We start from the raw sequence: 23,815 nt of genomic DNA, 5'->3' as shown, positions 1-23,815 counted from the left end.
GCCGCATGACGCAACCGGGCCTGCAACCGAATCTGCGCGATTTGAAGCGCCGCATGATTCTGGAAGCGGCGCGCGGGATTTTCGCCGCGCGCGGTTTGCAGGCGGCCAGCATGCGCGAAATCGCCCAGGCGGCGGCCTGCACCACCGGCGCGATCTATCCGCTATTTCCCGGCAAGGAGGCCATCCTCGCCGCCCTGCTGCATGACAGCCTGAACAAGGCCGGCGCCGCGCTGCAACGCGGCCTGCAGGCCAAGACCGACGCCGCGCAGCAATTGCTGGCCGGCCTGCGCGGCTGGCTGGCGCATTTCCGCGATAACGGCGCCGATGCCGATCTGCTGTTGCAGGGCTTCGCCGATCCGGCGCTGGCGCGCGACCTGCGCCTGGGCTTGCAGAAAACTTTCGCGCCGGTGCGCGACACCTTGATCGCCATCGGCCATCTCGGCACGAAAATGGCCGAGACCGAAACCGCCGCCTTGTTTGCGTTTCTCATCGGCCTGCTGCAAAGCGAACGCAGCGGGCTGTTGTTTGCGCCCGACGAAGCCGCGCAAGGCATCGATGCATTGCTGGGCCATCATCTCGATGCGCTGATCGCACGGCTGACTTGGGAGTGATAATCGGGGGAGTGATAATCGGGGGAGTGATAATCGGGGGCGTGATATCAGCGGCTTTGCTGGGTCAGGCATAGACCCTCGGCCAAGAACAATGCTTGGGTTCGAGGGTGACAGGTCGGGAAATGCTGGTGCCCGCTGCCGGACTCGAACCGGCACGGCCTTACGGCCTCGGGATTTTAAGTCCCGTGCGTCTACCAATTCCGCCAAGCGGGCAAGCCAGGATGCGGTGACACGCGGCGGATGCTGTAGCATTTTCATCGCGCGCCGAAAACCCCGGGAGAACTCCCGTGCGAAACCCCGGGAGAGCTCCCTGGCCGCCTGCCGGAAATATCATTGGCTGCGGATTTCCTTCAGCGCCCGGACCAGGATATCCAGCACGCGGCGTTGCTCTTCCGGAGCGGCCTCGGTCTTTTCGCTCAACACCTGCTTGAAGGCTCGGCGCAGGTCGCGGAAATTCATCGGCTCGCCGGTAAAGCCGTCTTCCTCTTCGCGGTTCTCACCGAAGCGCAAGAAATCCCGCGCCTTGGCCATGCGGGCACCCACGCGTTCCAGCTGTTCCAGCATGCGCTGGGCGGCAGCCTGGTTGGCCTTCAGATAAGCCTGGCCGGCCTCGGTGAGGGAATACAGCTTCTTGGCGCCCTCGGTTTCAGCCTGGGCATGGCCGGTTTCTTCCAGATAGGTCAGGGCCGGGTAGATCACGCCCGGGCTGGGGGTATAAAAACCAGCGCTCTTTTCCTCCAGCGCCTTGATCAGCTCATAGCCATGGCGCGATTTTTCGGCCAGCAGGGCCAGGATCATCAATTGCAGATCGGCGGCGCTGACCAGCCGGCTGGCGCGGAAACCCCGACCGCCCAGACCATGGCCGAAGCCTTCGCCATCACCTTCCATCGCCTCGAAAAATGCCGCGATGCGGCCCCGGCGGTGACGGCCGATCAGACGCAACAGCTTTTCCTTGGCATGGCTGTGGCGTTCGCCAAAACCGTGGGGATGATTGAAACCATGATGCATGTGTTATCCTCTCTTTGCATCGTTAGACATATCGTAAGATATGTTTATCGATAATAATTATCAAGAGAGAATATGCGTCATGCCAATTATTGATCGAAAAAGCCGGTTTACCGGCTATTCAGCCGCCTGTTTGCCGCTATCGGGCAGGGCCTGTCCGGTGCTGATGCTTTCGCCCAGATATTGGCTGTTGGCATCGCGCAGGTCCGAGGCCGCCTCGTCGTAGAGAAACGGCAGGAAGGCATAGCGCCGGCCGGCGGTGACCGGCTGGGCCTCATGCAGCAGCGAACAGGAAAAAACCACCGCGCCGCCGCTGGGCGCCCGGTAGGTCTGGCTGCCGAATTCCGGGAAGCGCAGGTCGCCGCCCTGGTAATCCTCGGCATTCAGGTTGATGGTGACGGCGAAGCGGCGATGCGCGGTGCCCTTGGTGGTGTTGTCGCGGTGCGGCTTGAAAAAGCCGCCATCCTGCTGCTCGTAACAGGCCACGATATAGCGCTCCAGCCGGCTGCAATCGAAATGGAAGGCCTTGGAGATTTCCGGCAGCAGGCGCAATTGCAGCCGCGCGCGGATATCGTTGCGCAGCCCTTCATCCTGGATCATGTGGTCGCGGCGGCGCTTGAAGTCCGGGCTGTCCACCACTTCGGTGCGGCCGGCGATTTCCTTGGTCACGCCCGAGGTTTCGCCGCCATTGCTCTCATATTCCGCGATCAGCCGGCGGCAGAATTCCGGCTCGAACACCCGCGGCACCAGCAAGGCCGGGGCGAATTGCGGCACCCCGGCATGATCGTCGGGCGCGCCCAGCGCGGCCAGGGCATCCATCGCGGCTTCGGCCTGATGCAGCGGCCAATTGGCCAGCACGCGCAATTGCGGATCCAGCAGATACCAACAGGCCGATACATCCAGCAGGCCATCGGGCCGGCGCTGGGCCAGATTCCAGGCCTTCAACAGCGCCTGGTCATGATCGAAAATCACCAGCATGCGCTTATGCAATTCGGCGATCAGCGGATGCTGCGCATCATTCGGATGCGACGACACCGCCACCAAAGCATGGCTTTCCCAGCGGTTGAAACCGGGATTGACCGCCAGGCGGGCCAGCATGGCCTGCACCGCCTGTTGCGCCTGGGGCGCGACCAGCCCGCCGAAAAAGCAGATCAGGCTGTAACGGCCGCCCAGCCCGCCGAAGGGGGCGCGCTTTTCCTGGCTGGTCAGTACATAAATCTGCGGCGCGGGCTCGCCATAGCCCAGGCCAACCCGATGGCGCGGGGCCGGTGGGGCTTTCTGCGCGGCTTTCTGCGTGGCTTTTTCCCTGGCGGTCCCGGTCGGCATAGTCCCAAAAAAGACGATGACAACCGGGATGTCAACCTACCGCAGGGTGTGCTTGCTCAATTTCCAGGCAGCGACGGATTCTCTGCGCGTTGACGCATGCGTACCAAGCGCCGCAATACAACGTAAAAGACCGGTGTGAGCAGCAGGCCCACCAGGGTAACGCCGATCATGCCGGCGAAAACCGGCGTGCCCAACGACCGGCGCATCTCGGCGCCGGCACCCGAAGCGGTGACCAGCGGCACCACGCCGAGGATGAAGGCCAGCGCGGTCATCAGGATCGGGCGCAGGCGCAGGCGGCAGGCTTCCACCACCGCATCCACCGGGCTGCGGCCGCCGGCTTCGAGCTGACGGGCGAATTCCACGATCAGGATCGCGTTCTTCGCCGCCAGGCCGATCAGCACCACCATGCCGATCTGCACCAGCACATTGTTGTCGATGCCGGCGAGATGCACGCCGCCGAGCGCGAACAGCATGCTCATCGGCACGATCAGCATGATCGCCAGCGGCAGGATCCAGCTTTCATACTGCGCCGCCAGCGCCAGGAACACGAACAGGATGCCCAGCGCGAACACGAAGATGGCGGTATTGCCGGTCAGCTTTTCCTGCAGGGCGATTTCGGTCCATTCGAAACTCTGGCCCGGTTGCAGCACCTGGCTGGCCAGCGCCTCCATGGCATCCAGCGACTGGCTGGTGGAAATGCCCGGCGGCGTGTTGCCCTGGATCGGCACCGATGTGTAGAGATTGTAGCGCTGGATCAGGTCGGGGCCCGATGTGTCGCGGATTTCCATCAGACTGCCCAGCGGCACCAATGCGCCGCTATTGGAGCGCACCTTCAGCTTCAGGATATCCTCGCGCTCCAGCCGCTGGCCGGCTTCGGCCTGGGCGCGCACCTGGAAGATGCGGCCGAAGGCGTTGAAGTCGTTCACATAGGCCGAACCGAGATTGACCTGCAGCGCCTCGAATACCCGGCCGATCGGCACATCCAGCATCTGCGCCTTGGTGCGGTCGATATCCAGATAAAGCTGCGGCGAGGAAGCCGAGAAGGTGGTGAACACGCCGGTCATGGCCGGATTCTGCTGCGCCATGCCCATGATCTGATACGCCGCCGCCAGCAGCGGCCGCACATCGTCGCCGGAACGGTTCTGCAGCATGATCTTGAAGCCGCCGCCCGAACCAATGCCGGGCACCGCCGGCGGCGGCACCGCGATCACGAAGGCCTCTTCGATGGCCATCAGCTTGCCGATCATCTGCTGGATCACCTTGTCGGCGGTGAGGCCCAGCGGCAGGCGTTTCTCGAAATCGTCGAACGGCGTGAACATCACGGCTGCATTGGCCGCCGTGGTGAAGGTGGCGCCGTTGAAGCCCGGAATGCCCACCACATTGGCCACGCCGGGCGTGCCCTCGATCAGCTTGGTGGCCTTCTGGACGACTTCGTCGGTACGGCTCAAGGAAGCGCCATCGGGCAATTGCATCACCACGATGGCATAGCCGCGATCCAGCGGCGGGATGAAGCCCGGCGGCACGGTGCGGAACATGAAGAACGTGGCACCCACCAGCAGCAGGTATACCCCCAGCATCACCACGCGATGGCGCAGGATGCCGCGCACGCCCTTGGCATAACCGCCGCCCAGCTTGTCGAAGCCGAGATTGAAGTAATGCGCGAAGCTGCCCAGGAAACCGCGCCGGCGCTTATGCCCGGAGGGATAGGCGCTGTCGTCATGCTGTTTGTGCGGCCGCAGCAACAGCGCGCCGAGCGCCGGCGACAGGGTCAGCGAGTTGAACGCCGAGATGATGGTGGCGGCGGCAATGGTGAGCGCGAATTGCTTGAAGAACTGGCCCGAGATGCCCGGGATGAAGGCGGTGGGGATGAACACCGCGCTCAGCACCACGGCGATGGCGATCACCGCCGTGCCCACTTCGTCCATGGTGCGATGCGCAGCCTCCGATGGCGTAAGCCCTTCGGCGATGTTGCGCTCGATGTTTTCCACCACCACGATGGCATCGTCCACCACGATGCCGATGGCCAGCACCAGGCCGAACAGGGTAAGCACATTCAGCGTGAAGCCGAACGCGCTCATCACCGCGAAAGTGCCCACCAGCGAAACCGGAATGGCCAGGATCGGGATGATCGCGGCGCGCCAGTTCTGCAGGAAGATCAGCACCACCAGCGCCACCAGCACCACGGCTTCCAGCAGGGTCTTGTAAACCTCCTTCACCGAACGGTCGATGAATTCGGTGGGATTGTAGACGATGGTATATTCCAGGCCCGGCGGGAAATCCTTCGACAATTCCTCCATACGCGCCTTCACCGCCTCGGCGGTTTCCAGCGCATTGGTGGCCGGGCGCTGGAAAATGCCCAAGGCCACGGCGGTTTGGCCATCCAGATACGACCGGCTGTTATATTCCTTGGCGCCGAGCTCTACGCGGGCCACGTCGCGCAGGCGCACGATGCGGCCTTCGCCGCCGCTTTTCACGATCACTTCGCGGAATTGCCGGATATCGTTGAAGCGGCCCTGGGTGGTGACGATCACCTGCAGGGCGTTTTCATCGGGCGCCGGCTGCTGGCCCAGCGTGCCGCCGGAAACCTGCACATTCTGCGCCTGCAGGGCCGACACCACATCGCCCGCCGAAAGGCTGTAGGCCGAAAGCTTGTCGGGATCCAGCCAAACGCGCACGGCATATTCGCTGCCGCCGAACACGATCACCGTGCCCACGCCGGGCAGGCGCAGCAATTGCTCGCGGATGCGCAGCTGCATGTAATTGGCGATGTAAAGCTCGTCGAAGCTTTTGTCGGGCGAGAGCAGATGCACCACCATCAAAAAGTCGCCGGCCTGTTTGTTGGTGACGATGCCCTGGCGGCGCACTTCCTCGGGCAGGCGCGGCTCGGCGATGGAGACGCGGTTCTGCACCTGCACCTGCGCATCATCCAGATTCGTGCCGGGCTGGAAGGTCACGGTCAGCTGCATGGTGCCGTTGGCCGTGGAATAGGACGACATGTAGAGCATGCGCTCCACGCCGTTGATTTCCTGCTCGATCGGCGTGGCCACGGTGCGCGCCACGGTTTCGGCATCGGCGCCGGGATACACGGCGGTCACGTTGATCTGCGGCGGCGCGATCTCGGGATATTCGGTCACCGGCAGGCTGAAATAAGCCAGCGCGCCGATGATGATGGTGACGATGGAGACCACCGACGCGAAAATCGGCCGGTCGACGAAGAAATGTCCGAATTTCATGGCGCTTTATCCGCCCTGCTTCGGTGCAGCTTGCGGCATTTGCGGCTGCGGCAAAGCCATCAGGCCGGCCCAGACCGGCGGCATCTGCACCGGCATCGGCGTTACCTTGCCGCCGCCCATGCGCACGCGTTGCAGGCCGTTGATCACCACGGTTTCGTCGCCCTTCAGGCCCTTGCGTACGATGCGGTAGTTATCGGTGCGCGAACCGGTTTCCACCGGCTGCTGGCGCACCGCGCCGCCCTCGCCCACCACATAGACGAAACGCCGGCTCAGATCGGTGACGATGGCTTCGTCGGGGATCAGCACGGCTTCGTATTTCGGGCTGCCGGGCACCGCGATGCGGCCGAACATGCCGGGCGTGAGGAACATCGACTGGTTGGGCAAAGCGGCGCGCATGCGCATGCTGCCGGTGGCGGCATCCAGGCGGCTGTCGGTGAAATCCAGCTTGCCCTTGTGCGGGAAGCTCTTTTCATCGGCCAGTTCCACGCCGACCTCTAAACCATTGGCCCCCGCATTGCCATTGGCGCCATTGGCATTGCTGCCATTGCCGCCATTCGCCGCCATGCGGCGATAGGCCAGATACGAACGCTCATCCACGTCGAAATAGAAATACACCGGATCCAGCGCCACGATGGTGGCCAGCAGGGTCTGGTTCTCGCTCACCAGGTTGCCCTCGTTCACCAGCTTGCGGCCGATCCGGCCGCTCATCGGCGCGCGGATTTCGGTGAAGCTGAGATTCAGCCGGGCGGATTCCACGCTGGCCCGCGCGCCCTGGATATCGGCCTGGGCCTGCTGAAAGGCCTGGCGCTTCTCTTCCGCGGTGCGTTCGGCCGCCGTGCCGCTGCGTGCCAGGCGCTCATAGCGGTCGGCATCCTGCTTGGCAAAATCCAGTTTGGTTTGCAGCGAATTCAACGCCGCCTGGGCCTGGTTCAGCGCCGCCACATAGGGCCGCCGGTCGATCACCGCCAGCAATTCGCCCTCGCGCACCATGCTGCCCTCGGCAAACGACAGCTTCTCCAGATAACCGTTCACCCGGGCGCGGATATCCACCGTGGCCGAAGCCTCGAAGCGGCCGGTATATTCGTCCAGCTCCACGATCTGCTTCACCACCGGCTTGGCCACCGTCACCGGCGGCGGCCCGCCCATCTGGGCAAAAGCCGGAGCAGCAAGAGCGAAAACAAGGGAGAAACCCAGCGAGGCAACGAAGCTGCGCGCCAAGTGCGGATATGTGCGGTATGTCATGGCGCAAAGTTGTAGTGCGCTGCAAAAAGAACGCAAGACCGAATTTGTTATGAGACAATCATCTCTTAGGGTTAACGCCCCGGAATGCGAAAACGATCACAAAAGCCGCAATCGGGTCCGCTGCCTCAGAATGGCTTCACGATCACCAGGATCACGATGCCCACCATCAGCAAAGTGGGTACCTCGTTCATCACGCGGTAGAATTTCGCCGAATGGGTATTCGCATCCTCGGCGAATTGCCGGCGCCAGCGCGCATAAAAGCCATGCAGGCCAGACATCGCCAGAACCAGCGCGAATTTCGCCATAAACCAGGGTTGCAGCCAATGATCGCCCAGCCAGGCCAGGGTGAGGCCGAAAATCCAGGAGGCCGACATCGCCGGGTCGATGATCGCCCGCAGCAGCCGGCGTTCCATCACCTTGAAGGTTTCCGATTGCACCGAACCCTTGGCGGCATCCACGTGATACACATACAGGCGCGGCAGATAGAACATGCCGGCCATCCAGGCAATCACGCTGATCACATGCAGCGCCTTGATCCAATCGTAGAGCATCCTATGCCATCCCAAAGAGTCACCCTCGGATTCAGTCCGACGGTGCATGCCTGATATGATAAGCGACTGAACCATGGATGCCCGAAACAGGTCCGGGCATGACGGATCAGCTATAATGCACTGCGCACCAGCTGCGCCAGGCCATCGATGAAATCCGGCTGTACGCCCACCGTGGGCACCCGCACATAGCTTTTCACGCCATGCTCATGGGCCAGTTCGGCATATTCGATATCCAGTTCCACCAGGGTCTCGGAATGCTCGGATACGAAGGCGATCGGGCAAAGCAGGATCGCCTTGCCATCGGCGCCGGCGCGCTTGATCTCGGCGTCCGTGGCCGGCCCGATCCATTCCAGCGGGCCGACCCGGCTCTGGTAGCAGATCTGCCAATCCAGATCAGGAATGTTCAGCCCGGCAACCACCGCCGCCGCGCTCTGTTCCACCTGGCGCTGATAGGGATCGCCGGCCGCCACGATCTTTTTCGGCAGGCCATGGGCGGAAAACAGCAGACGATAGGGCTTTTCCACCCGCGCCAGGGCTTCCCGGATCAACGCCACATTGGCGGCGATGAAACCCGGCTGGATCGGATATTGCGTGACATGCACATGCGGCACGCTCAACCCCGCCGCCTTGGCCGCACGGTTCCAATCATCGAACGAGGATTGCGTGGTGGTGGTGGAATATTGCGGATAAAGCGGCAGCATCACCACTTTTTCAGCCCCCCAGGCCTGCACGGCCTTGGCGGTTTCGGCGGCGAAGGGATGCCAATAACGCATGGCGATGAACACCCGGATTTCCAGATTATTCTGGCCTGGGCTGTTTAAAGCCTTTTCCAGCGCGGCAGCCTGTTTTTCGGTTTCCGGCAGGATCGGCGAACGCCCGCCCATCCGGGCATAGATCGCCTGCGCGGTTTTGGCCCGGCGGCCAGAAATCAGGCTGGCCAGCGGCCGGCGCAGAATCCAGGGCAGCCGGATGATCGCCGGATCGTTGAACAGGTTGAACAGAAAAGGCCGCACGGCTTCCAGGCTGTCCGGGCCGCCCAGATTGAACAGAACGATGGCGGTGCGGGCCATGTTTCAGGCCGCCATGCTGGCGCCGCGCAGCAGGCGCAGCAATTGCTCCACATGCTGGGGAGGGGTTTCCGGCAGGATGCCATGGCCGAGATTGAAGATGTGATTGCGGCCCTGGAAATGCTGCAAGATACGCTGCACGGCCTGCATCATCTGCGGCCCGCCGGCCACCAGCAGGCGCGGATCAAGATTGCCCTGCACCGGATGCTTGCTCCACAGCCGGTCGCGCGCCCAGGCCAGCGGCACGGTGTAATCCAGGCTCAGCGCGGTGGCGCCGGTGGCAGCGGCAAAGCCATCGTATTGCGCGCCGGCACCGCGCGGAAACGCGATCACCGGCAAAGCGGGATATTTCTGGCGCAAACGCTGGATGATCATTTTCACCGGCAACACGCAATAGCGCTGGAATTGTTCGTCGGGCAGCACACCGGCCCAGGTATCGAAGAGTTGTACGACCTCGGCGCCGGCCTGGATCTGGCGGTCGAGGTAGGAAACCGTCGAATCCACCAGCAATGCCATCAGCCGATCCAGCGCCGCCGGATTGCCGAAAGCCCACATCTTGGCCGCCGCCTGGTCGTTGCCGCCGCGGCCTTCCAGCATATAGGTGGCCACCGTCCAGGGCGCGCCGGCAAAGCCGATCAGGGCGGTTTCCGCCGGCAGGGCGGCCTTGATCCGCGCCACCGCCTCATAGACCGGCTCCAGGCGCGCATGGATGGCTTCCGGCCGCAGCTTGCCCAGTTCGGCCTCGCTGCGGATGGCAGCCAGCAGCGGCCCCTCGCCTTCCTGAAACCGCAGCTCTTGCCCCAACGCCTGGGGCAGCAGCAGAATATCGGCAAACAGAATGGCGGCATCGAAGCCGAAACGCCGGATCGGCTGCAGGGTCACTTCGGTGGCCAGGTCCGGGTTGTAGCACAGGTCCAGGAAGCTGCCGGCCTGCGCCCGGGTGGCCCGGTATTCCGGCAGATAGCGCCCGGCCTGGCGCATCAGCCAGACCGGCGGACGCGGCAAGGCCTCGCCATTGAGGGCTTTGATGAAGGGCTTTTGACTGGCAGGAAGGGCGCTGTTCATACCCTATTCCTTTCCTATTTATTATTAAAAAGAAAGAGTTGGAGTAGTGGTTTGTCCGGTGGATAACGGGGATGCGCGGTCTTGCCGCAAGCATTCCGGATTCCATTCTTTTACACAGCCGGGTTGCATGCCAGACCGGGCATCGCGGGATAAACCGGTGCGACTCGCAAGCAAATCAATGGCTTGAAAATGTGGATAAGGGGGATGATGACGGCGGAATGACGGTTTGATGCATCATCCACGGGATTCACAGGGGTGGCTGGGATTCCATCCGCCTCGGCATGATGGCTTGCAAGAAAACCGGCAAGCGGGCATGAAAAAGCCCGGGCTTGGGATAAGTCGCGGCTTATCCTTGTTGTCCACCTTTTACACAGCCATCTCCCTTTCACGCAGATGCGTCAGGATACCGGTAGCCAGATGAGTCCGCAGCCCACATTGCCGCGCCGGCCGCATATCCATCTGGTATCGGATGCCACCGGCGAAACCCTGAAATCGGTGGCCACCGCCGCCATGGTGCAGTTCCAGACCTCCAACGAGGAAGTGGAAACCCATAGCTGGGCGCTGGTGCGCACGGCGGCGCAGATGGAGCGCGTGGTGGAATCCATCACCAAGATCGGCGGCCTGGTGCTGTTCACCATCGTGGATCCCAACCTGCGCGACATATTGGTGCGCCATTGCGGCAAGCATCGCATTCCCTATCTGGCGGTGCTGGATCCGGTGATCCTGGCGGTGGGCAAATATTTCGGCGAGAAGGCCAAGAACCAGCCCGGCCGCCAGCATGAGCTGGACGCGGAATATTTCGCCCGCATCGATGCCATGCATTTCACCATCGCCCATGACGATGGCCAGCATACCGATGATATCGACAAGGCGGATATCGTGCTGGTGGGCGTGTCGCGCACGTCGAAAACCCCCACCTCGATCTATCTCGCCAATCGCGGATTCAAAACCGCCAATATTCCCATCGTGCCCGGCCTGTCGCTGCCGGAGGAATTGCTGCGCAGCAAAGAGCCGCTGGTGGTGGGCCTCACCACTTCGCCCGACCGCCTGGTGATGGTGCGCCGCAATCGGCTGCTCAGCCTGAACCAGACCACCGAAACCGATTACGTGGATATCGAACAGGTGCGCGCCGAAGTGGCCGAGGCGCGCAAGCTCTGCGCCCGCCATGGCTGGCCGATCATCGACGTGTCGCGTCGCTCGATCGAGGAAACCGCCGCCGCGATTCTCAATCTGTATAACCGGCGCGAAGAAAAAAACGCCCATACCGAAGACGAAGCATGACATGACCCTTGTATTGGCATCGGCCAGTCCCGCCCGCGCCGCCATGCTGCGCAATGCCGGCCTGGATGTGGAAATCCGCCCGGCCCGGGTGGATGAAGACGAGATCAAGCTGTCGTTGAAAGCCGAGGGCGCGCCGCCCGAGCGGGTGGCGGAAACCTTGGCCGAATTGAAGATGCGCCGCGCCTCCGTGATCGGCGACCGCAGTTTCGTGATCGGCTGCGACCAGATGCTGGCCTGCGACGGCGCATGGTTCGACAAACCGGCGGATATCGCGGCTGCGCGCACGCAATTGCGCAGCCTGCGCGGCAAGACCCATCATCTGCATTCCGCCATCACCGTGGGCCGCGATGGCGGCGTGGTGTGGCATCATGTGGAAACCGCGCGCATGACCATGCGGGATTTTTCCGACGATTTCCTGGAAGCCTATCTGGCGCAGGCCGGCGACAGCATCCTGGCATCGGTGGGTGCCTATCGGCTGGAGGATATCGGCGTGCAGCTTTTTTCGCGTATCCAGGGCGATTACTTCACCATCCTGGGGCTGCCGTTATTGCCGCTGCTGGATTTCCTGCGCGCCAATAACGAGGTGCGGGCATGAGCGAGGACGATATCCTGGCGCCGCGCGCCGGCGTGATCGGCTGGCCGGTGCAGCATTCGCGTTCGCCCAGGCTGCATGGCTATTGGCTAAAGCAATACGGCCTGCCGGGCCGCTACGATCTGCTGCCGCTGCCGCCGGAAGATCTGGGCGGGTTTTTGCAGGAACTGAAACGCAGCGGCCAGGCGGAGAATTTTCGCGGCGTGAATGTCACCATTCCGCATAAGCAGGCTGTGCTGCCGTTTCTGGACGAGATCGACCATGCCGCCAAACGCATCGGCGCCGCCAATACGCTGATCCTGCGCGAGGATGGCAGCCTGTTCGGGCAGAATACCGATGGCTACGGCTTTTTGCAGAATCTGCGCGAAAGCCAGCCGCAATGGCAGCCATCGGCCTGGCCTGGCCTGGTGCTGGGGGCAGGCGGCAGCGCGCGGGCGATCTGCGTGGCGCTGCTGGATGCCGGCCTGCCGGCTCTGACCATCATCAATCGCAGCCCGGAACGCGCCGAAGCGCTGGCCAAGGCGCTGGACGATCCGCGCGTTAGCATCGGCGCCTGGGAGGACCGCGCGGACCTGCTGGACGGCGCCGGCCTGCTGGTGAATACCACCAGCCTGGGCATGAGCGGCCAGCCGGCGCTGGATATCGCCCTGGATGCCCTGCCCATCCAGGCGCTGGTGACCGATATCGTCTATGCCCCGCTGGAAACCGGGCTGCTGGCCGCCGCCCGGGCGCGCGGCAATCCGGTGGTGGATGGCCTGGGCATGCTGCTGCATCAGGGCCGGCCGGGCTTTGCCGCCTGGTTCGGCCAATGGCCCGAGGTGACGCCCGGCCTGCGGGAGGCGGTGCTGGCGGATTGAACTTGCTTAGCTAACCTAGCTTAGCTAACTTAGCTAAGCAGGAGTCTGGCAATGACCATCAAGGCCAATATCCACGAGGCGAAAACCAATCTGTCCAAGCTGATCGCCGCCGCCAAGCAGGGCGAGGAGGTGATCATCGCGCGCGCCGGCCAGCCGGAGGTGCGGCTGGTGCCAGTGCAGGCGGATGAGAAGCCGCGCCGGCGGCAATTCGGAGCCTGGGCCGGCAAGGTCTGGATGGCGCCCGATATGGATGCGGTGGATCGCGAGATCGCCGAGGATTTCTACAACAGCAAGATTTTTCCAGATGGTGATGTCTGACACGGTTTGATGCATGCGCTATCTGCTCGATACCAATGTGCTGATTCACAGCATGGAAGGCACTTTGTCCGTCTCCATGGCCCGTATTCTTGGCGATACGGCAAACGATCTGGTCGTAAGCATGGCGTCGCTATGGGAAACCGCGATCAAATCCGGCCTGGGTAAATTGAAATTACCACTGGACATGGATCAGCAGATGCTGGCTTTGGGGATTGAGTTGCTGCCCATAGAGCGCGCCCATATTGCTGAATATAAAACACTGCCGCTGCTGCATCGCGATCCCTTCGATCGTATGCTTATCGCTCAGGCACGCGTGGAGAATCTGACGCTTGCCAGCAGCGACCGGCAATTTCGTCGCTACGATGTGAAAGTGCTGTCTGCATGATCAAGCTGGCATTGACGGGGTCCATCGGCATGGGCAAATCCACCGTGGCGGCGATGTTCACATCGCTGGGCGTGCCGGTTTTCGATGCCGATGCGGCGGTGCATGAACTCTATGCCCCGGGCGGCGCGGCGGTGGCACCGATGCTGGCGGCCTTTCCCGATGCGCATACGCCAGCCGGCGGTATCGACCGCGCGGTGCTGGTGCGCCATATGCTGGCCGATGCGGCGGCGCTGAAGCGGATCGAGGCCATCGTGCATCCGCTGGTGGGCGAGATGCGCCAGCGCTTTCTGCAGGATGCGGAAGGCCGCGGCGAAGCCGTGGTGCTGCTGGATATTCCGCTGCTATTCGAGGGACGCGGCCGCGACGGCGTGGATCATGTGGCGGTGGTGAGCGCGCCGGCCGACATGCAGCGCGCCCGCGTGCTGGCCCGGCCGGGCATGACGGAAGAAAAATTCGCCGCCATCCTGGCCAAGCAGGTGCCCGATGCCGAAAAGCGCCGGCTGGCCGATACGGTGATCGATACCGGCCTGCCGGTGGCGGAAACCGAAAAACAAGTGGCGGCTTTGGTGCACAGGCTGCGCAAGGAGGCAACGCATCATGCGTGAGATCGTGCTGGATACCGAAACCACCGGCTTCAACGCCGATGGCGGCGACAGGCTGGTGGAACTGGGCTGCATCGAGTTGGTGAACCACATTCCCACCGGCCGGCATCTGCATAAATACTGCAATCCCCAGCGCGACATGCCGGAAGAGGCCTTCAAGGTGCATGGATTGTCGCAGGAATTCCTGTCCGACAAGCCGCTGTTTGCCGAGATCGCCGACGAATTCCTGAAATTCATCGGCGAGGATACCAAGCTGGTGATCCATAACGCGGCGTTCGACATGGCGTTTCTGAATGCCGAATTGAAGCGCGCCGGCCGGCAGATTCTGGCTTTCGATCGCGCCATCGACACGGTGCAGATGGCACGGCGCAAATTTCCCGGCGCGCAGGCTTCGCTGGATGCGCTGTGCAAACGCTTCAACATCGACAATTCCGCCCGCATCAAGCATGGCGCGCTGCTGGATGCCGAATTGCTGGCCGAGGTCTATCTGGAACTGGTGGGCGGCCGGCAGCAGGGCCTGGGCCTGGCCGGCGATGGCGACGATGCGGCGGCGGCGGCTGCCTTGCTGGCACCGCGCGGCCCGGCGCGGCCGGTGCGGCCCCATAGCGTGCCGCCCGATGAATTGGCGGCCCATGAAAAATTCATCGCCAAGCTGAAAGAACCGATCTGGCTGAACTGAAAGCCGCCCGCACCACCCTGGAGAGCGGGCCAAGCTTGGATGTGATCAGGCGTGATCCACGTCGGCGATGCAGAAGACCATGTCGACGGTTTCGCCATCCTGGCCCAGCGGCAGCAGCAGGGTGCCGCGTTCGCGCACCTGGCCGATATCCAGCGAGCCGCTATCCAGGGTGGGGCCCAGCACGGAATTGTAATCATAGACCGGACAGCGCTTGCCGATCACGATCCAGTAGTTGAGCAACACCTCATCAACCGTGTCTGACGGCAGATGATGCCCGATATGGTTGCCGGCCACCGCCCTGCCGGTGGGGTCGAAGCCGCGCATCTGCACCTGCCGCGTGCCCACCAGGCGATAGCGCAGCCAGGGCGGTTCTTGCAGCACTTCGGTCAGCACCACGAAAGGCAGCAGATCGGGGATTTGCAGCGGGTCGATATCGGCGCGGGCGGGCATGATGCGGCTGCCGCGCAGGCCGTCCCAATAGCCGAAGGCGCGTTTCACCCGGCTGGAGCAGATATCCAGAAACCCGGTCCCCAGCATGCGGGGATGGTCGGAGCGCGCGATCTTGCCGTCGAGATCTTCCACCATGCCGGCAAGTATCCGCCAAGCGCCGGCAACAGGCAATATGCATGCCGGGACGAGGAATGGCCAACCGGAGCAAAAAGTTAGGTTGCAAGCTGTTTTCCGCCATGCCAGTTTCTGGGCAGTTCGGCAACCGGTCCGGTAGCCGGTTCGCGGCCAGCCCCAGGCCAAACTCCAGGAGCATTCACACAGTCCCGCCTGCTGCTTGTCCTGTTCGCGCTGGCTATCGCATTGCTGGTGGGGGCGGTGAACTTCTATGTGCATGCCGTGTTGCGGCCGCAGGTGGAGGCCGACGAGGTGGTGCGCATGGAACGCCGCGCCCAGATCCATGGCCAGCAGATCGAAACCGTGATGCTGGGCCTGCGCGCCACTTTGGAAAAACTGGTGCTGCTCTATCGCATGGAAGGCAACGACGACCGCGCCATCCATAACGAGTTGCGCCGGCTGGAGCTGGAAACCCCGCATATCCGCAGCCTGGGCATCACCGACGATCAAGGCAACCTGATCCATTCTTCGCGGTCCAACCCGGCGCCGCAGGTGCAGCTTGCCGACCGCGATTATATCCGCCTGTTCCTCGATGGCGCCCGCCAGCCGTTTTTCCTGGGCGGCCCGGTGAGCAACAAGGTGGATGGCATGTGGCAGATTTCCATGTCGATGCCGGTGCGCGACGAAACCGGCAGGCTGAAGGCGGTGATCACCTCGGTGGTGGATCCCGACCGTTTCGCCGATGGCTTTTCCGCCGACCATGAAGGCGATGATTGCATCACGCTGATCTATAGCGACATGCGCGTGGTGGTGAGCTATCCGATGCGGCCGGACGAAATCGGCGCCGCGATTCCCGCCCTGCCGGTGCTGGATTATCTGCAGCAGGAACCCAACCGCCAGAAGGCCGCCGGAATCTATGCGCTGGGCATGGGCGGCGAGACACGCATCCTGGCGGCGCGCCGGCTGTTCGATGACCGGCTGACCATCCTGGCTTCGCGGCCGATGGCCCAGGCGATGCAGCAATGGAACGATCTGTCCTGGCTGGTGGCGGTGTGTTCGGTGGCGATTCTGTTGCTGGCCGCCGGCACGGTGTTCACCGCGCGCCGGCTGTTGCAGGCGGAAGATCGCCGCGTGCGCGCCCTGGGTTCGCTGAACATGCAATTGCAGGAACAGACCGCGCGCGCCGAACGGCTGGCGGCGGCCAAGAGCGAATTCCTCGCCACCATGAGCCACGAAATCCGCACGCCGATGAACGGCGTGCTGGGCATGGCGCAGGCGTTGAAAAACCAGCCGCTTTCATCGGAAGCGGCGGAACAGGTGAGCGTGATCGCGGAATCCGCCAGCAGCCTGCTCGGCGTGATCAACGATGTGCTGGATTATTCGCGGCTGGAAGCCGGCCGCATGCAGATCGCCAGCGAGCCGATGCGGCTGCGACCGCAGATCGAGGCGATGCGCATGCTGTTCGCCTCGGCCTGCGCCGCCAAGGGGCTGGAGCTGCGTGTGAAGCTGCCCGACAGTCTGCCCGATGGATTATTCGGCGATGCCGCGCGGCTGCGCCAGATTCTGGTGAACCTGCTGGGCAATGCGGTGAAATTCACCGAAGCCGGCTTCGTGGAAATCGCCGTCGATCGCCTGCAGGCGGCAACCGGCTGGATGCTGCGTATCGAAGTGCGCGATAGCGGCCCGGGCATCGCCCGCGAGGCGCAATACAAAATGTTCGAACGCTTCAGCCAGGAAGATTCCTCCACCGCGCGGCGTTTCGGCGGAACCGGCCTCGGCCTTGCCATCACCAAACGGCTGGTGGAATTGCAGAATGGCCGCATCGGCTGCGTCAGCGAAAAGGGCCAGGGCGCGCTGTTCTGGGTGGAGCTGCCCTGGCGCGAGCCTTCGGCGGAAATGCTGGCTGGTTCCGTTGCCGCCGAGGCATTGCCCCTGCCGCCATCGCCGCATCAGCCGACGCCGGATGGCGAACCGCAAGACCAGGCCGGATTGCTGCCCAGGTTGCTGCCCAGATTGCTGGTGGTGGACGACAACCTGGTGAACCGCCGCACGCTGACCGCTCTGCTCAAGCCGTTCGGCTATGAGATCGACCTGGCGGAAAGCGGCGCCGTGGCTTTGGAAAAGCTGCGCGGCAAGTCCTATCAGACCGTGCTGCTGGATATCCATATGCCCGATATGGATGGCTTCGAAACCCTGCGCGCGCTGCGCCGCCAGCCGGCCAGCGGCAGCCGGCCGCCGCGCGTGCTGGCGATGACCGCCGATGTGATGCCCGAGGCGGTGCTGCGCTATGAAGCCGCCGGCTTCGATGGCGTGGTGGCCAAGCCGGTGATCGTGCAGGATCTGCTCACTGCTCTAAACACTGGGCTCTAAATACTGGGCCCTGAAACGGAGCTCTAAATACGGGCGCCTGCCCGACAGGGCGCAGATGCTGAACCCAGGACCACCGGAATAAATCCGGTGGTGAGGGCTTTTAGCGGATATTTCAGGCCTGGCCGGTCTGGCCTTCGGCTTCGGCGGCCTTGCCGCGCTGGTATTGTGCCACGAAGTCGATCGGATCGAGCATCAGCGGCGGCACCCCGCCATCGCGGGTCACGTCGGCCACGATGCGGCGGGCGAACGGGAACAGCAGGCGCGGCGCCTCCACCAGCAGCAGCGGCTCGATATGCTCGTCGGGGATATTGGCCAGGGTGAACAGCCCGCCGTAATGCAGGTCGGCCACGAAGGCATTCTCTTCGCCGATCTTGGCTTCCACCAGGATGCGCAGCACCACCTCGAACAGGTTGTCGCTGATCTTCTGTGCCTGGGTGCCCACATTCACGCCGATCTGCGGCGATTGCTCCAGGGTGAAGGTGCGCGGCGCCATCGGATGCTCGAAGGACAGGTCCTTCACATATTGCGCGTTGAGGCGGAATTGCGGGGCCTGATCTTGTGCTTCGCTCATGGGGGGTACCGTGTCTCCGGAAAAATGAGGCCGCAACCGCTAACATGAAACCGTGGGCTGCAACAAGGCCGCAGGCCGAATCCGTGGGCCAGAACCCGGCAGGCGCCATGTCGATCTGAACCCTGCGTGAACACCCCGCCCCGCCCCTTGGAATCGGCCCGCCGATTGCTTACATCCGGGAAAGACCCCCCGGGAAAGCAAAACATGCAGGCGCGGCGTGCATGCTGGACCACAGGGGTGGGCAGGTTTACACTGCCAGGAACATCAGGGGAAATTCCCAAGCAGACCCCCAGGGGATATCATGGGTGATGGCGGTTTTCAGTTTCTCGACATTCTGCTGCTCGGCGCGATTGCCGGCTTCATAGCCTTGCGCCTGCGCGCGGTGCTGGGCCAGCGCAGCGGCCATGAGCAGCAGCGCCGCCGCCCGCCCATGGGCGCCGAGGGCAGCGAAAGCCCCGCCGATACCGGCGAAGCCCAGGATAACGTGATTCCGCTGCCGCGCCGCGAGGATGCCGGGTCCGACTTTGGCGCCGATCCTGCCGCCAGCCCGGCCAAGAGCTATCCCGAACTGGCGAAAATCCTGGCCGCCGATCCGCATTTCGATCCGGTGGATTTCATGCAGGGTGCTTCGGCGGCCTATGAAATGATCGTCACGGCCTTTGCCGCCGGCGACAAAGCTACCCTCAAACCCATGCTCTCGCGCGAGGTTTTCGCCGATTTCGAGCAGGTGATCGATGATCGCGCCCGCAAGGGCGAGGTGCAGGAAACCACCTTCGTGGGCCTGAAGAATGCCAGCTTCGCCGATAGCCAGGTGAATGGCCGGATCGGCGAAGTGACCGTGAAATTCGATAGCGAGCTGATTTCGGTGACCCGCGACCGCAACGGCGTGGTGATTGCCGGCGATGCCAGCCGGGTGGATAGCGTGACCGATATCTGGACCTTCGCCCGGGATTTGCGCTCGCGCGACCCGAACTGGACGCTGATCGCCACCGCCACGCCGAATTGAGCATGGCCAGGCTGCTGGCAGCCTCCCTGCTGTCGCTGGTTCTGGTAGCCTGTGCGGCCAAGCCGCCCCCGGAAGCACCGCCGGAAGCGATCAGGCCGCCTGCCTTCGCGCTCAATCCCGCCAGCTTTGCCGATCTGCCAGGCTGGCAGGAAGACCGCATGGCCGAGGCGCTGCCGGCCTTGCGCGCCTCCTGCCCCCGCCTGCTGGCGCAAACCAGCCGGCCCGGCCCGGATGGGTTCACGATTTTTGGTCCTGTCGCGGCCTGGAAGCCGTTTTGCGACGGCCTGGCCGCCCTGGCGCCCGGCGACGATGCCGGCCTGCGCCGGCTGATCGAGGCGGAAATGCGCCCGGTGCAGGTGATCGGCGATGGCAAGCCCGAGGGCCTGTTCACCGGCTATTACGAACCCTCGCTGAAGGGCAGCCGCCAGCGCCGGCCCGGCTACGACGTGCCGGTTTACGGGTTGCCGCCCGATCTGGTGCAGGTGGATTTGGGCCAGTTCCGCAACGATTGGCGCGGCCAGCGTACCGCCGGCCGGGTTCAGAACGGCTTCCTGCGGCCCTATGACGACCGCGCCGGCATCGAGGCCGGCAAGCTTGAGGGCAAGGCGCCGGTGCTGGCCTGGGCGGCCAATCCGGTGGATGTGTTCTTTTTGCAGATCCAGGGTTCGGGTCGCATCGAGCTGGCCGAAGGCGGCCTGCTGCGGGTGGGCTTTGCCGGGCAGAATGGCCATCCCTATACCGCCATCGGGCGGGTGCTGATCGATCGCGGCCTGCTGGCCCGTGAAGACGTGACCATGCCGCGCCTGAAGCAATGGCTGGCGGAAAACCCCGCCGAAGCGCCGGGCCTGCTGCGGGAAAACAAATCCTTCGTGTTTTTCCGGGAAATATCGCCTCCAGCCCCTTCCAATATGGCGGCCTCCAATATCGCAGGGGGCGGAAGCCAGCCAGATGGGCCGTTGGGGGCGCAGGGGCTGCCGCTCAGCCCAGGCCGTTCACTGGCGGTGGATCGCACCCATCTGGCCATGGGGCTGCCGGTCTGGCTGTCGGCCAGCCGACCGGATGCAGCAAGTTCTGCGGGCCCGGATGTGACGCTGAACCGCCTGATGCTGGCCCAGGATACCGGCGGGGCGATCCGTGGCGCGGTGCGCGGCGATGTGTTCTGGGGCCATGGCCCCGAGGCCGAGGCGATTGCCGGGGCGATGAAGCATCCCGGCCGTTACTGGCTGCTGCTGCCGAAAACGGTGATGGCCGGCCAGCCGGCGAGCTGATCGCTCGCGGGCTGCCCGGCCACCTAATTTCCGGCCAGCTATTTCCGGCTTGATAACGCTGTTATGCGTTACAGCTGCGCGCCGCCATTGATGCCATTCAGGCCGGCGCCGCCGATTGGCGCGGCAAGGCTTGCGGGCTCTTCGTCGCTATGCTCGCCGTGGGAATTGGGCTGGCCGTAGGAATTGGCCGCCGCCTTGATCAGCTGGAAAATCCGGTCGCGCACCAGGCTATCGCCGATCCGGCCGAAATTGCGCACCAGCTCCAGCGCCTGGCGGCGCGAAATCGGGCTGTTTTCCTGCTCGATATCCGCCACGGCGGAATGTTCGCCGCGGGCCTGGGGCTGCTGCTCCACGCCGGGCATGCCCTCGAAGAAATACGACGGCGGCACGTTCAGGATCTGGGAGAATTGCTGCAAACGGCTGGCCCCGATGCGGTTCAGGCCCTTCTCGTATTTCTGGATCTGCTGGAAGCTCAGGCTGACGGCACTGCCCAGGCGCTCCTGGCTGAAACCGGCCAGGGTGCGGCAGGCGCGCAGGCGCGAACCGACATGGGCATCGTAGGGATTGGGTTTGCGAACCATGATGATCTCTCCTTTGAGAGCAAATCGAACTGTTGGGCTGGTAGGACGCAGCTGGGTTGGGGCATTCGTGGGTTAGGCTATTCTTGGGGTATGCTGTTCGGGTGGGGGAAATAACACTGTTACGGATTCCGTTGGTACTCTCCCGGCACCGGGCCAGGAAGCGGGCTTCCTGGCCAAGGCCGGCGCGAATGCTGGGGGGAGCAGCATGGCCAGCCGGTGCGGTGCCGGGTACGCAACTGCCCGGGCAACGGCCGGGCGGGTTATTCGATTGCCCGGGCGACAGCCGGGCGGGTTAATTCATATATCCGGGCAACTGCCGGGGAACGCGGTCTCAAGGGGAACCTAAGCGGGAAATCCCAGGCCAGGGCCTGAATGCTCAACACCCCTGCGGACGGAAAGTTCCCTTTACGGCCAGCTGTCGTCGGAACACCCAATCTCACAACCAGAGGCATCAGACCCGGAAAAACCCCAACGGTTCAGCGCGGGTCTAGCGCCATGGGTGAGTCATGCTTAGTCCAACCACATCCACACGGCAGCTAATTTTTCAGTAATACGTCATTCCGGGATATTATAATTCGATAACAACCTTCCGTAGCGGTATTCTGGTCCGGCTCTCGCTTCTTGGCGGCGTATCTTTAGAACTACGTCAGGTGGAGTGGCCCGGACTCTGGCGGTAAGACCGGCCGGTGGCCCGGTATTGATGGGCCGGTTGCGTTTGAACGGTATCGGCTGGCCTCGCCGGCTGCTTCCTGCTATACCGCCCGCGTATTCCGTCGGCCCTGCCGGCCAGGAATGCTTTCTGGGATATTTTCTGGGCTGTTTTGAGGAGTTTTGGCATGGCCGAGCGCAAGGCAAGCGTGGCCCGCAAAACCAAGGAAACCGAGATCGAGGTGAGCCTCGATCTGGATGGCACCGGCGCCTACGACGTAAGCACCGGGGTGGGTTTCCTCGACCATATGATGGAGCAGCTGTCGCGCCACAGCCTGATCGATCTGCGCCTGCGCGCCAAGGGCGACACCCATATCGATTTCCACCACATCACCGAGGATACCGGCATCGCCATCGGCCAGGCCTTCGCCAAGGCGCTCGGCGACCGCGCCGGCATCCAGCGCTATGGCGATGCGCTGATCCCGATGGACGAAACGCTCACCCGCGTGGCGCTCGATGCCTCCAACCGGCCCTATCTGATCTGGAAGGTGAATTTCACCAAGCCCAAGCTGGGCGAGATGGATACCGAGCTGTTCAAGGAATGGTTCCAGGCTTTCGCGCAGAATGCCGGGCTGACCCTGCATGTGGAAAATCTCTACGGCGAGAATAACCACCATATCGTGGAATCCTGCTACAAGGCGCTGGCCCGCGCCTTGCGCGCCGCGATCACCCAGGATCCGCGCAGCCCGCACGCCATTCCCTCCACCAAGGGCAGCCTGTAGGCGCTTCGATGCGGTTCTTCAGCATCCATATGCGCCCGGGCCAAAGCCCTGTCGGTGCCGCTGCCGCCATGCAGGACCGGACCTTCATGCAGATCGTGCCGTCCGGCTTTTCCTGGATCGCCGCCCTGTTCACGCCGGTCTGGCTGATCTGGCATCGGCAATGGTGGGGCCTGGCCGGCTATGTCGGCCTGATGCTGGCGCTGGGCGTGGTGTATGCCGTGCTGGATATCGCCGATCCGGCGGATTGGCTGATCGGCATCGCATTGGCGTTTCTGTTCGGCGCCAGCGCCGCCGAGCTGCGGCGTTGGACGCTGGATCGCAATGGCTGGCAAATGCGTGCCGTTGTGGCGGCCCGCGATGCAGCGGAAGCGCACCTGCTTTACACCCGCGAGATCGCCGTGCGCCAGGCCGCCAGCCTGGGTGATCGCATGAGCGACGATCTCGGCGTATTGCCGGGCCAATCCCCTGCTCGGGCCCCGGGCCAATCTTCGGGCCAATCCCCGGCTCGGGCGCCAGGTCGGGGACTGGCTGGTGAAATCTCCGCCCTGCCCCGGTTGGTATGAACATGCGTGTAGCCCTGATCGATTACGGCTCCGGCAATCTGCGCTCCGCCGCCAAAGCCATCGAACGCGCAGCCCTCGACAATGGCTTGGCGCTGACGCTGGATGTGACCTCCGATCCCGGCCTGGTGGCCGCCGCCGATCGCGTGGTGCTGCCCGGCGTGGGTGCGTTCGGCGATTGCTATCGTGGCCTGGCGGCGCTGGATGGCATGATCGATGCGCTGAACGATACGGTGATCGCCAAGGGCCGGCCGTTTCTCGGCATCTGCGTTGGCATGCAGCTGATGGCGGAACGCGGCCTGGAACATGGCGAACACAAGGGCCTGGGCTGGATTCCCGGCAGCGTGCAGATGCTCGAACCCGATAATGCCGACCTGAAAATTCCGCATATGGGCTGGAACCAGCTGCATCTGCATCGGCCGCATGCCTTGCTGGATGGCATTGCCGAAGGCGCCCATGCCTATTTCGTGCATTCCTATCATCTGCGCGCCAGCGATGCGCGGCATGTGCTGGCCGATGTGGATTACGGCGGACCGGTTACGGCGGCGGTGGGCCGCGACAATCTGTTCGGCACGCAATTCCATCCCGAAAAAAGCCAGGCCACCGGGCTGCGCCTGCTGGCGAATTTTTTACGGTGGCAACCGTGACAGG

General features: G+C 63.4%; 24 protein-coding genes and 1 tRNA gene. 14 read left to right on the top strand and 11 right to left on the bottom strand.

Annotated elements, in window-relative coordinates:
* Positions 1-5: 5 nt before the first annotated feature.
* Positions 6-611, top strand: a complete 606-nt coding sequence (locus tag KF827_RS03080) for a helix-turn-helix domain-containing protein (protein ID WP_290999852.1) — start codon at positions 6-8, stop codon at positions 609-611.
* Positions 612-737: 126 nt separating this feature from the next.
* Here KF827_RS03080 and KF827_RS03075 read toward each other — a convergent pair.
* From KF827_RS03075 to hemE, 8 genes are all read right to left on the bottom strand, one after another.
* Positions 738-824 (bottom strand) — tRNA-Leu (locus KF827_RS03075).
* A gap of 117 nt (positions 825-941) precedes the next feature.
* Positions 942-1,619 (bottom strand): PadR family transcriptional regulator, encoded by a 678-nt coding sequence (locus tag KF827_RS03070; protein ID WP_290999849.1) that lies wholly within the window; start codon positions 1,617-1,619, stop codon positions 942-944.
* A 114-nt stretch (positions 1,620-1,733) separates the two neighbouring features.
* Entirely contained in the window at positions 1,734-2,942 is a 1,209-nt protein-coding gene (locus KF827_RS03065; RefSeq protein ID WP_290999846.1) for a 2OG-Fe(II) oxygenase, read from the bottom strand.
* A gap of 56 nt (positions 2,943-2,998) precedes the next feature.
* The gene (locus tag KF827_RS03060; RefSeq protein WP_290999841.1) at positions 2,999-6,175 is read right to left on the bottom strand and encodes a multidrug efflux RND transporter permease subunit; all 3,177 of its coding nucleotides are present in this window, start codon (positions 6,173-6,175) and stop codon (positions 2,999-3,001) included.
* A 6-nt stretch (positions 6,176-6,181) separates the two neighbouring features.
* On the bottom strand, positions 6,182-7,417 hold the full coding sequence (locus tag KF827_RS03055; RefSeq protein ID WP_290999839.1) for an efflux RND transporter periplasmic adaptor subunit: 1,236 nt from the start codon (positions 7,415-7,417) through the stop codon (positions 6,182-6,184).
* Between the two features lie 125 nt (positions 7,418-7,542).
* Positions 7,543-7,968, bottom strand: coding sequence for a protoporphyrinogen oxidase HemJ (gene hemJ, locus KF827_RS03050; RefSeq protein WP_290999836.1), 426 nt, complete (start codon positions 7,966-7,968; stop codon positions 7,543-7,545).
* Between the two features lie 110 nt (positions 7,969-8,078).
* Positions 8,079-9,038, bottom strand: coding sequence for a ferrochelatase (gene hemH, locus KF827_RS03045; RefSeq protein ID WP_290999833.1), 960 nt, complete (start codon positions 9,036-9,038; stop codon positions 8,079-8,081).
* Between the two features lie 3 nt (positions 9,039-9,041).
* The gene (gene hemE / locus KF827_RS03040; RefSeq protein WP_290999830.1) at positions 9,042-10,100 is read right to left on the bottom strand and encodes a uroporphyrinogen decarboxylase; all 1,059 of its coding nucleotides are present in this window, start codon (positions 10,098-10,100) and stop codon (positions 9,042-9,044) included.
* A gap of 417 nt (positions 10,101-10,517) precedes the next feature.
* Between hemE and KF827_RS03035 the strand changes: the two genes are divergently transcribed.
* From KF827_RS03035 to dnaQ, 7 genes are read left to right on the top strand one after another with little or no spacing between them, the layout of a single operon-like run.
* A complete protein-coding gene (locus KF827_RS03035) occupies positions 10,518-11,381 on the top strand; it encodes a pyruvate, water dikinase regulatory protein (protein ID WP_290999826.1) in 864 nt (287 codons plus the stop codon).
* Between the two features lies 1 nt (position 11,382).
* Positions 11,383-11,976, top strand: a complete 594-nt coding sequence (locus tag KF827_RS03030) for a Maf family protein (RefSeq protein WP_290999823.1) — start codon at positions 11,383-11,385, stop codon at positions 11,974-11,976.
* Positions 11,973-12,830, top strand: coding sequence for a shikimate dehydrogenase (locus KF827_RS03025; protein WP_290999819.1), 858 nt, complete (start codon positions 11,973-11,975; stop codon positions 12,828-12,830). The genes KF827_RS03030 and KF827_RS03025 overlap by 4 nt, the downstream gene beginning before the upstream one ends.
* 51 nt (positions 12,831-12,881) lie before the next feature.
* A complete protein-coding gene (locus tag KF827_RS03020; RefSeq protein ID WP_290999814.1) occupies positions 12,882-13,148 on the top strand; it encodes a type II toxin-antitoxin system prevent-host-death family antitoxin in 267 nt (88 codons plus the stop codon).
* Positions 13,149-13,161: 13 nt separating this feature from the next.
* The gene (locus KF827_RS03015) at positions 13,162-13,533 is read left to right on the top strand and encodes a type II toxin-antitoxin system VapC family toxin (protein ID WP_290999811.1); all 372 of its coding nucleotides are present in this window, start codon (positions 13,162-13,164) and stop codon (positions 13,531-13,533) included.
* Positions 13,530-14,138, top strand: coding sequence for a dephospho-CoA kinase (gene coaE, locus KF827_RS03010; protein WP_290999808.1), 609 nt, complete (start codon positions 13,530-13,532; stop codon positions 14,136-14,138). Before KF827_RS03015 ends, coaE begins: the two co-directional genes overlap by 4 nt.
* Positions 14,131-14,814, top strand: a complete 684-nt coding sequence (gene dnaQ / locus KF827_RS03005; protein WP_290999805.1) for a DNA polymerase III subunit epsilon — start codon at positions 14,131-14,133, stop codon at positions 14,812-14,814. Before coaE ends, dnaQ begins: the two co-directional genes overlap by 8 nt.
* A 45-nt stretch (positions 14,815-14,859) precedes the next feature.
* Here dnaQ and KF827_RS03000 read toward each other — a convergent pair whose 3' ends face one another.
* Positions 14,860-15,399 carry a PAS domain-containing protein gene (locus KF827_RS03000; protein WP_290999802.1) on the bottom strand — a complete coding sequence of 180 codons (540 nt, stop codon included), beginning with the start codon at positions 15,397-15,399 and terminating at the stop codon, positions 14,860-14,862.
* Between the two features lie 240 nt (positions 15,400-15,639).
* Here KF827_RS03000 and KF827_RS02995 point away from each other — a divergent pair, with 240 nt between their 5' ends.
* Entirely contained in the window at positions 15,640-17,748 is a 2,109-nt protein-coding gene (locus KF827_RS02995; protein ID WP_290999799.1) for an ATP-binding protein, read from the top strand.
* Between the two features lie 112 nt (positions 17,749-17,860).
* Here the strand turns inward: KF827_RS02995 and secB are convergent, their stop codons facing one another.
* A complete protein-coding gene (secB, locus tag KF827_RS02990) occupies positions 17,861-18,319 on the bottom strand; it encodes a protein-export chaperone SecB (RefSeq protein ID WP_290999797.1) in 459 nt (152 codons plus the stop codon).
* 301 nt (positions 18,320-18,620) lie between these two features.
* On the opposite strand from secB, the gene KF827_RS02985 reads away from it, so the two are divergent.
* The gene (locus KF827_RS02985) at positions 18,621-19,325 is read left to right on the top strand and encodes a Tim44/TimA family putative adaptor protein (RefSeq protein ID WP_290999794.1); all 705 of its coding nucleotides are present in this window, start codon (positions 18,621-18,623) and stop codon (positions 19,323-19,325) included.
* Positions 19,326-19,327: 2 nt separating this feature from the next.
* Entirely contained in the window at positions 19,328-20,593 is a 1,266-nt protein-coding gene (locus KF827_RS02980) for an MltA domain-containing protein (RefSeq protein WP_290999791.1), read from the top strand.
* Positions 20,594-20,661: 68 nt separating this feature from the next.
* Here the strand turns inward: KF827_RS02980 and KF827_RS02975 are convergent, their stop codons facing one another.
* Positions 20,662-21,174, bottom strand: a complete 513-nt coding sequence (locus KF827_RS02975; RefSeq protein WP_290999788.1) for a helix-turn-helix transcriptional regulator — start codon at positions 21,172-21,174, stop codon at positions 20,662-20,664.
* An 836-nt stretch (positions 21,175-22,010) separates the two neighbouring features.
* Between KF827_RS02975 and hisB the strand changes: the two genes are divergently transcribed.
* Genes hisB through hisH form a run of 3 tightly spaced genes read left to right on the top strand, consistent with a single transcriptional unit; the run spans position 22,011 to position 23,811 of the window.
* A complete protein-coding gene (gene hisB / locus KF827_RS02970; protein WP_290999785.1) occupies positions 22,011-22,604 on the top strand; it encodes an imidazoleglycerol-phosphate dehydratase HisB in 594 nt (197 codons plus the stop codon).
* A gap of 8 nt (positions 22,605-22,612) precedes the next feature.
* On the top strand, positions 22,613-23,167 hold the full coding sequence (locus tag KF827_RS02965; protein ID WP_290999782.1) for a DUF2628 domain-containing protein: 555 nt from the start codon (positions 22,613-22,615) through the stop codon (positions 23,165-23,167).
* A 2-nt stretch (positions 23,168-23,169) separates the two neighbouring features.
* On the top strand, positions 23,170-23,811 hold the full coding sequence (gene hisH, locus KF827_RS02960; RefSeq protein WP_290999779.1) for an imidazole glycerol phosphate synthase subunit HisH: 642 nt from the start codon (positions 23,170-23,172) through the stop codon (positions 23,809-23,811).
* Positions 23,812-23,815 lie beyond the last annotated feature (4 nt).

The organism is Ferrovibrio sp. (genome assembly GCF_019636075.1).
Lineage (GTDB): Bacteria > Pseudomonadota > Alphaproteobacteria > Ferrovibrionales > Ferrovibrionaceae > Ferrovibrio.
The sequence above is the reverse complement of the archived record's forward strand: the minus strand, read 5'-3'. Positions and strand labels throughout refer to the sequence as shown.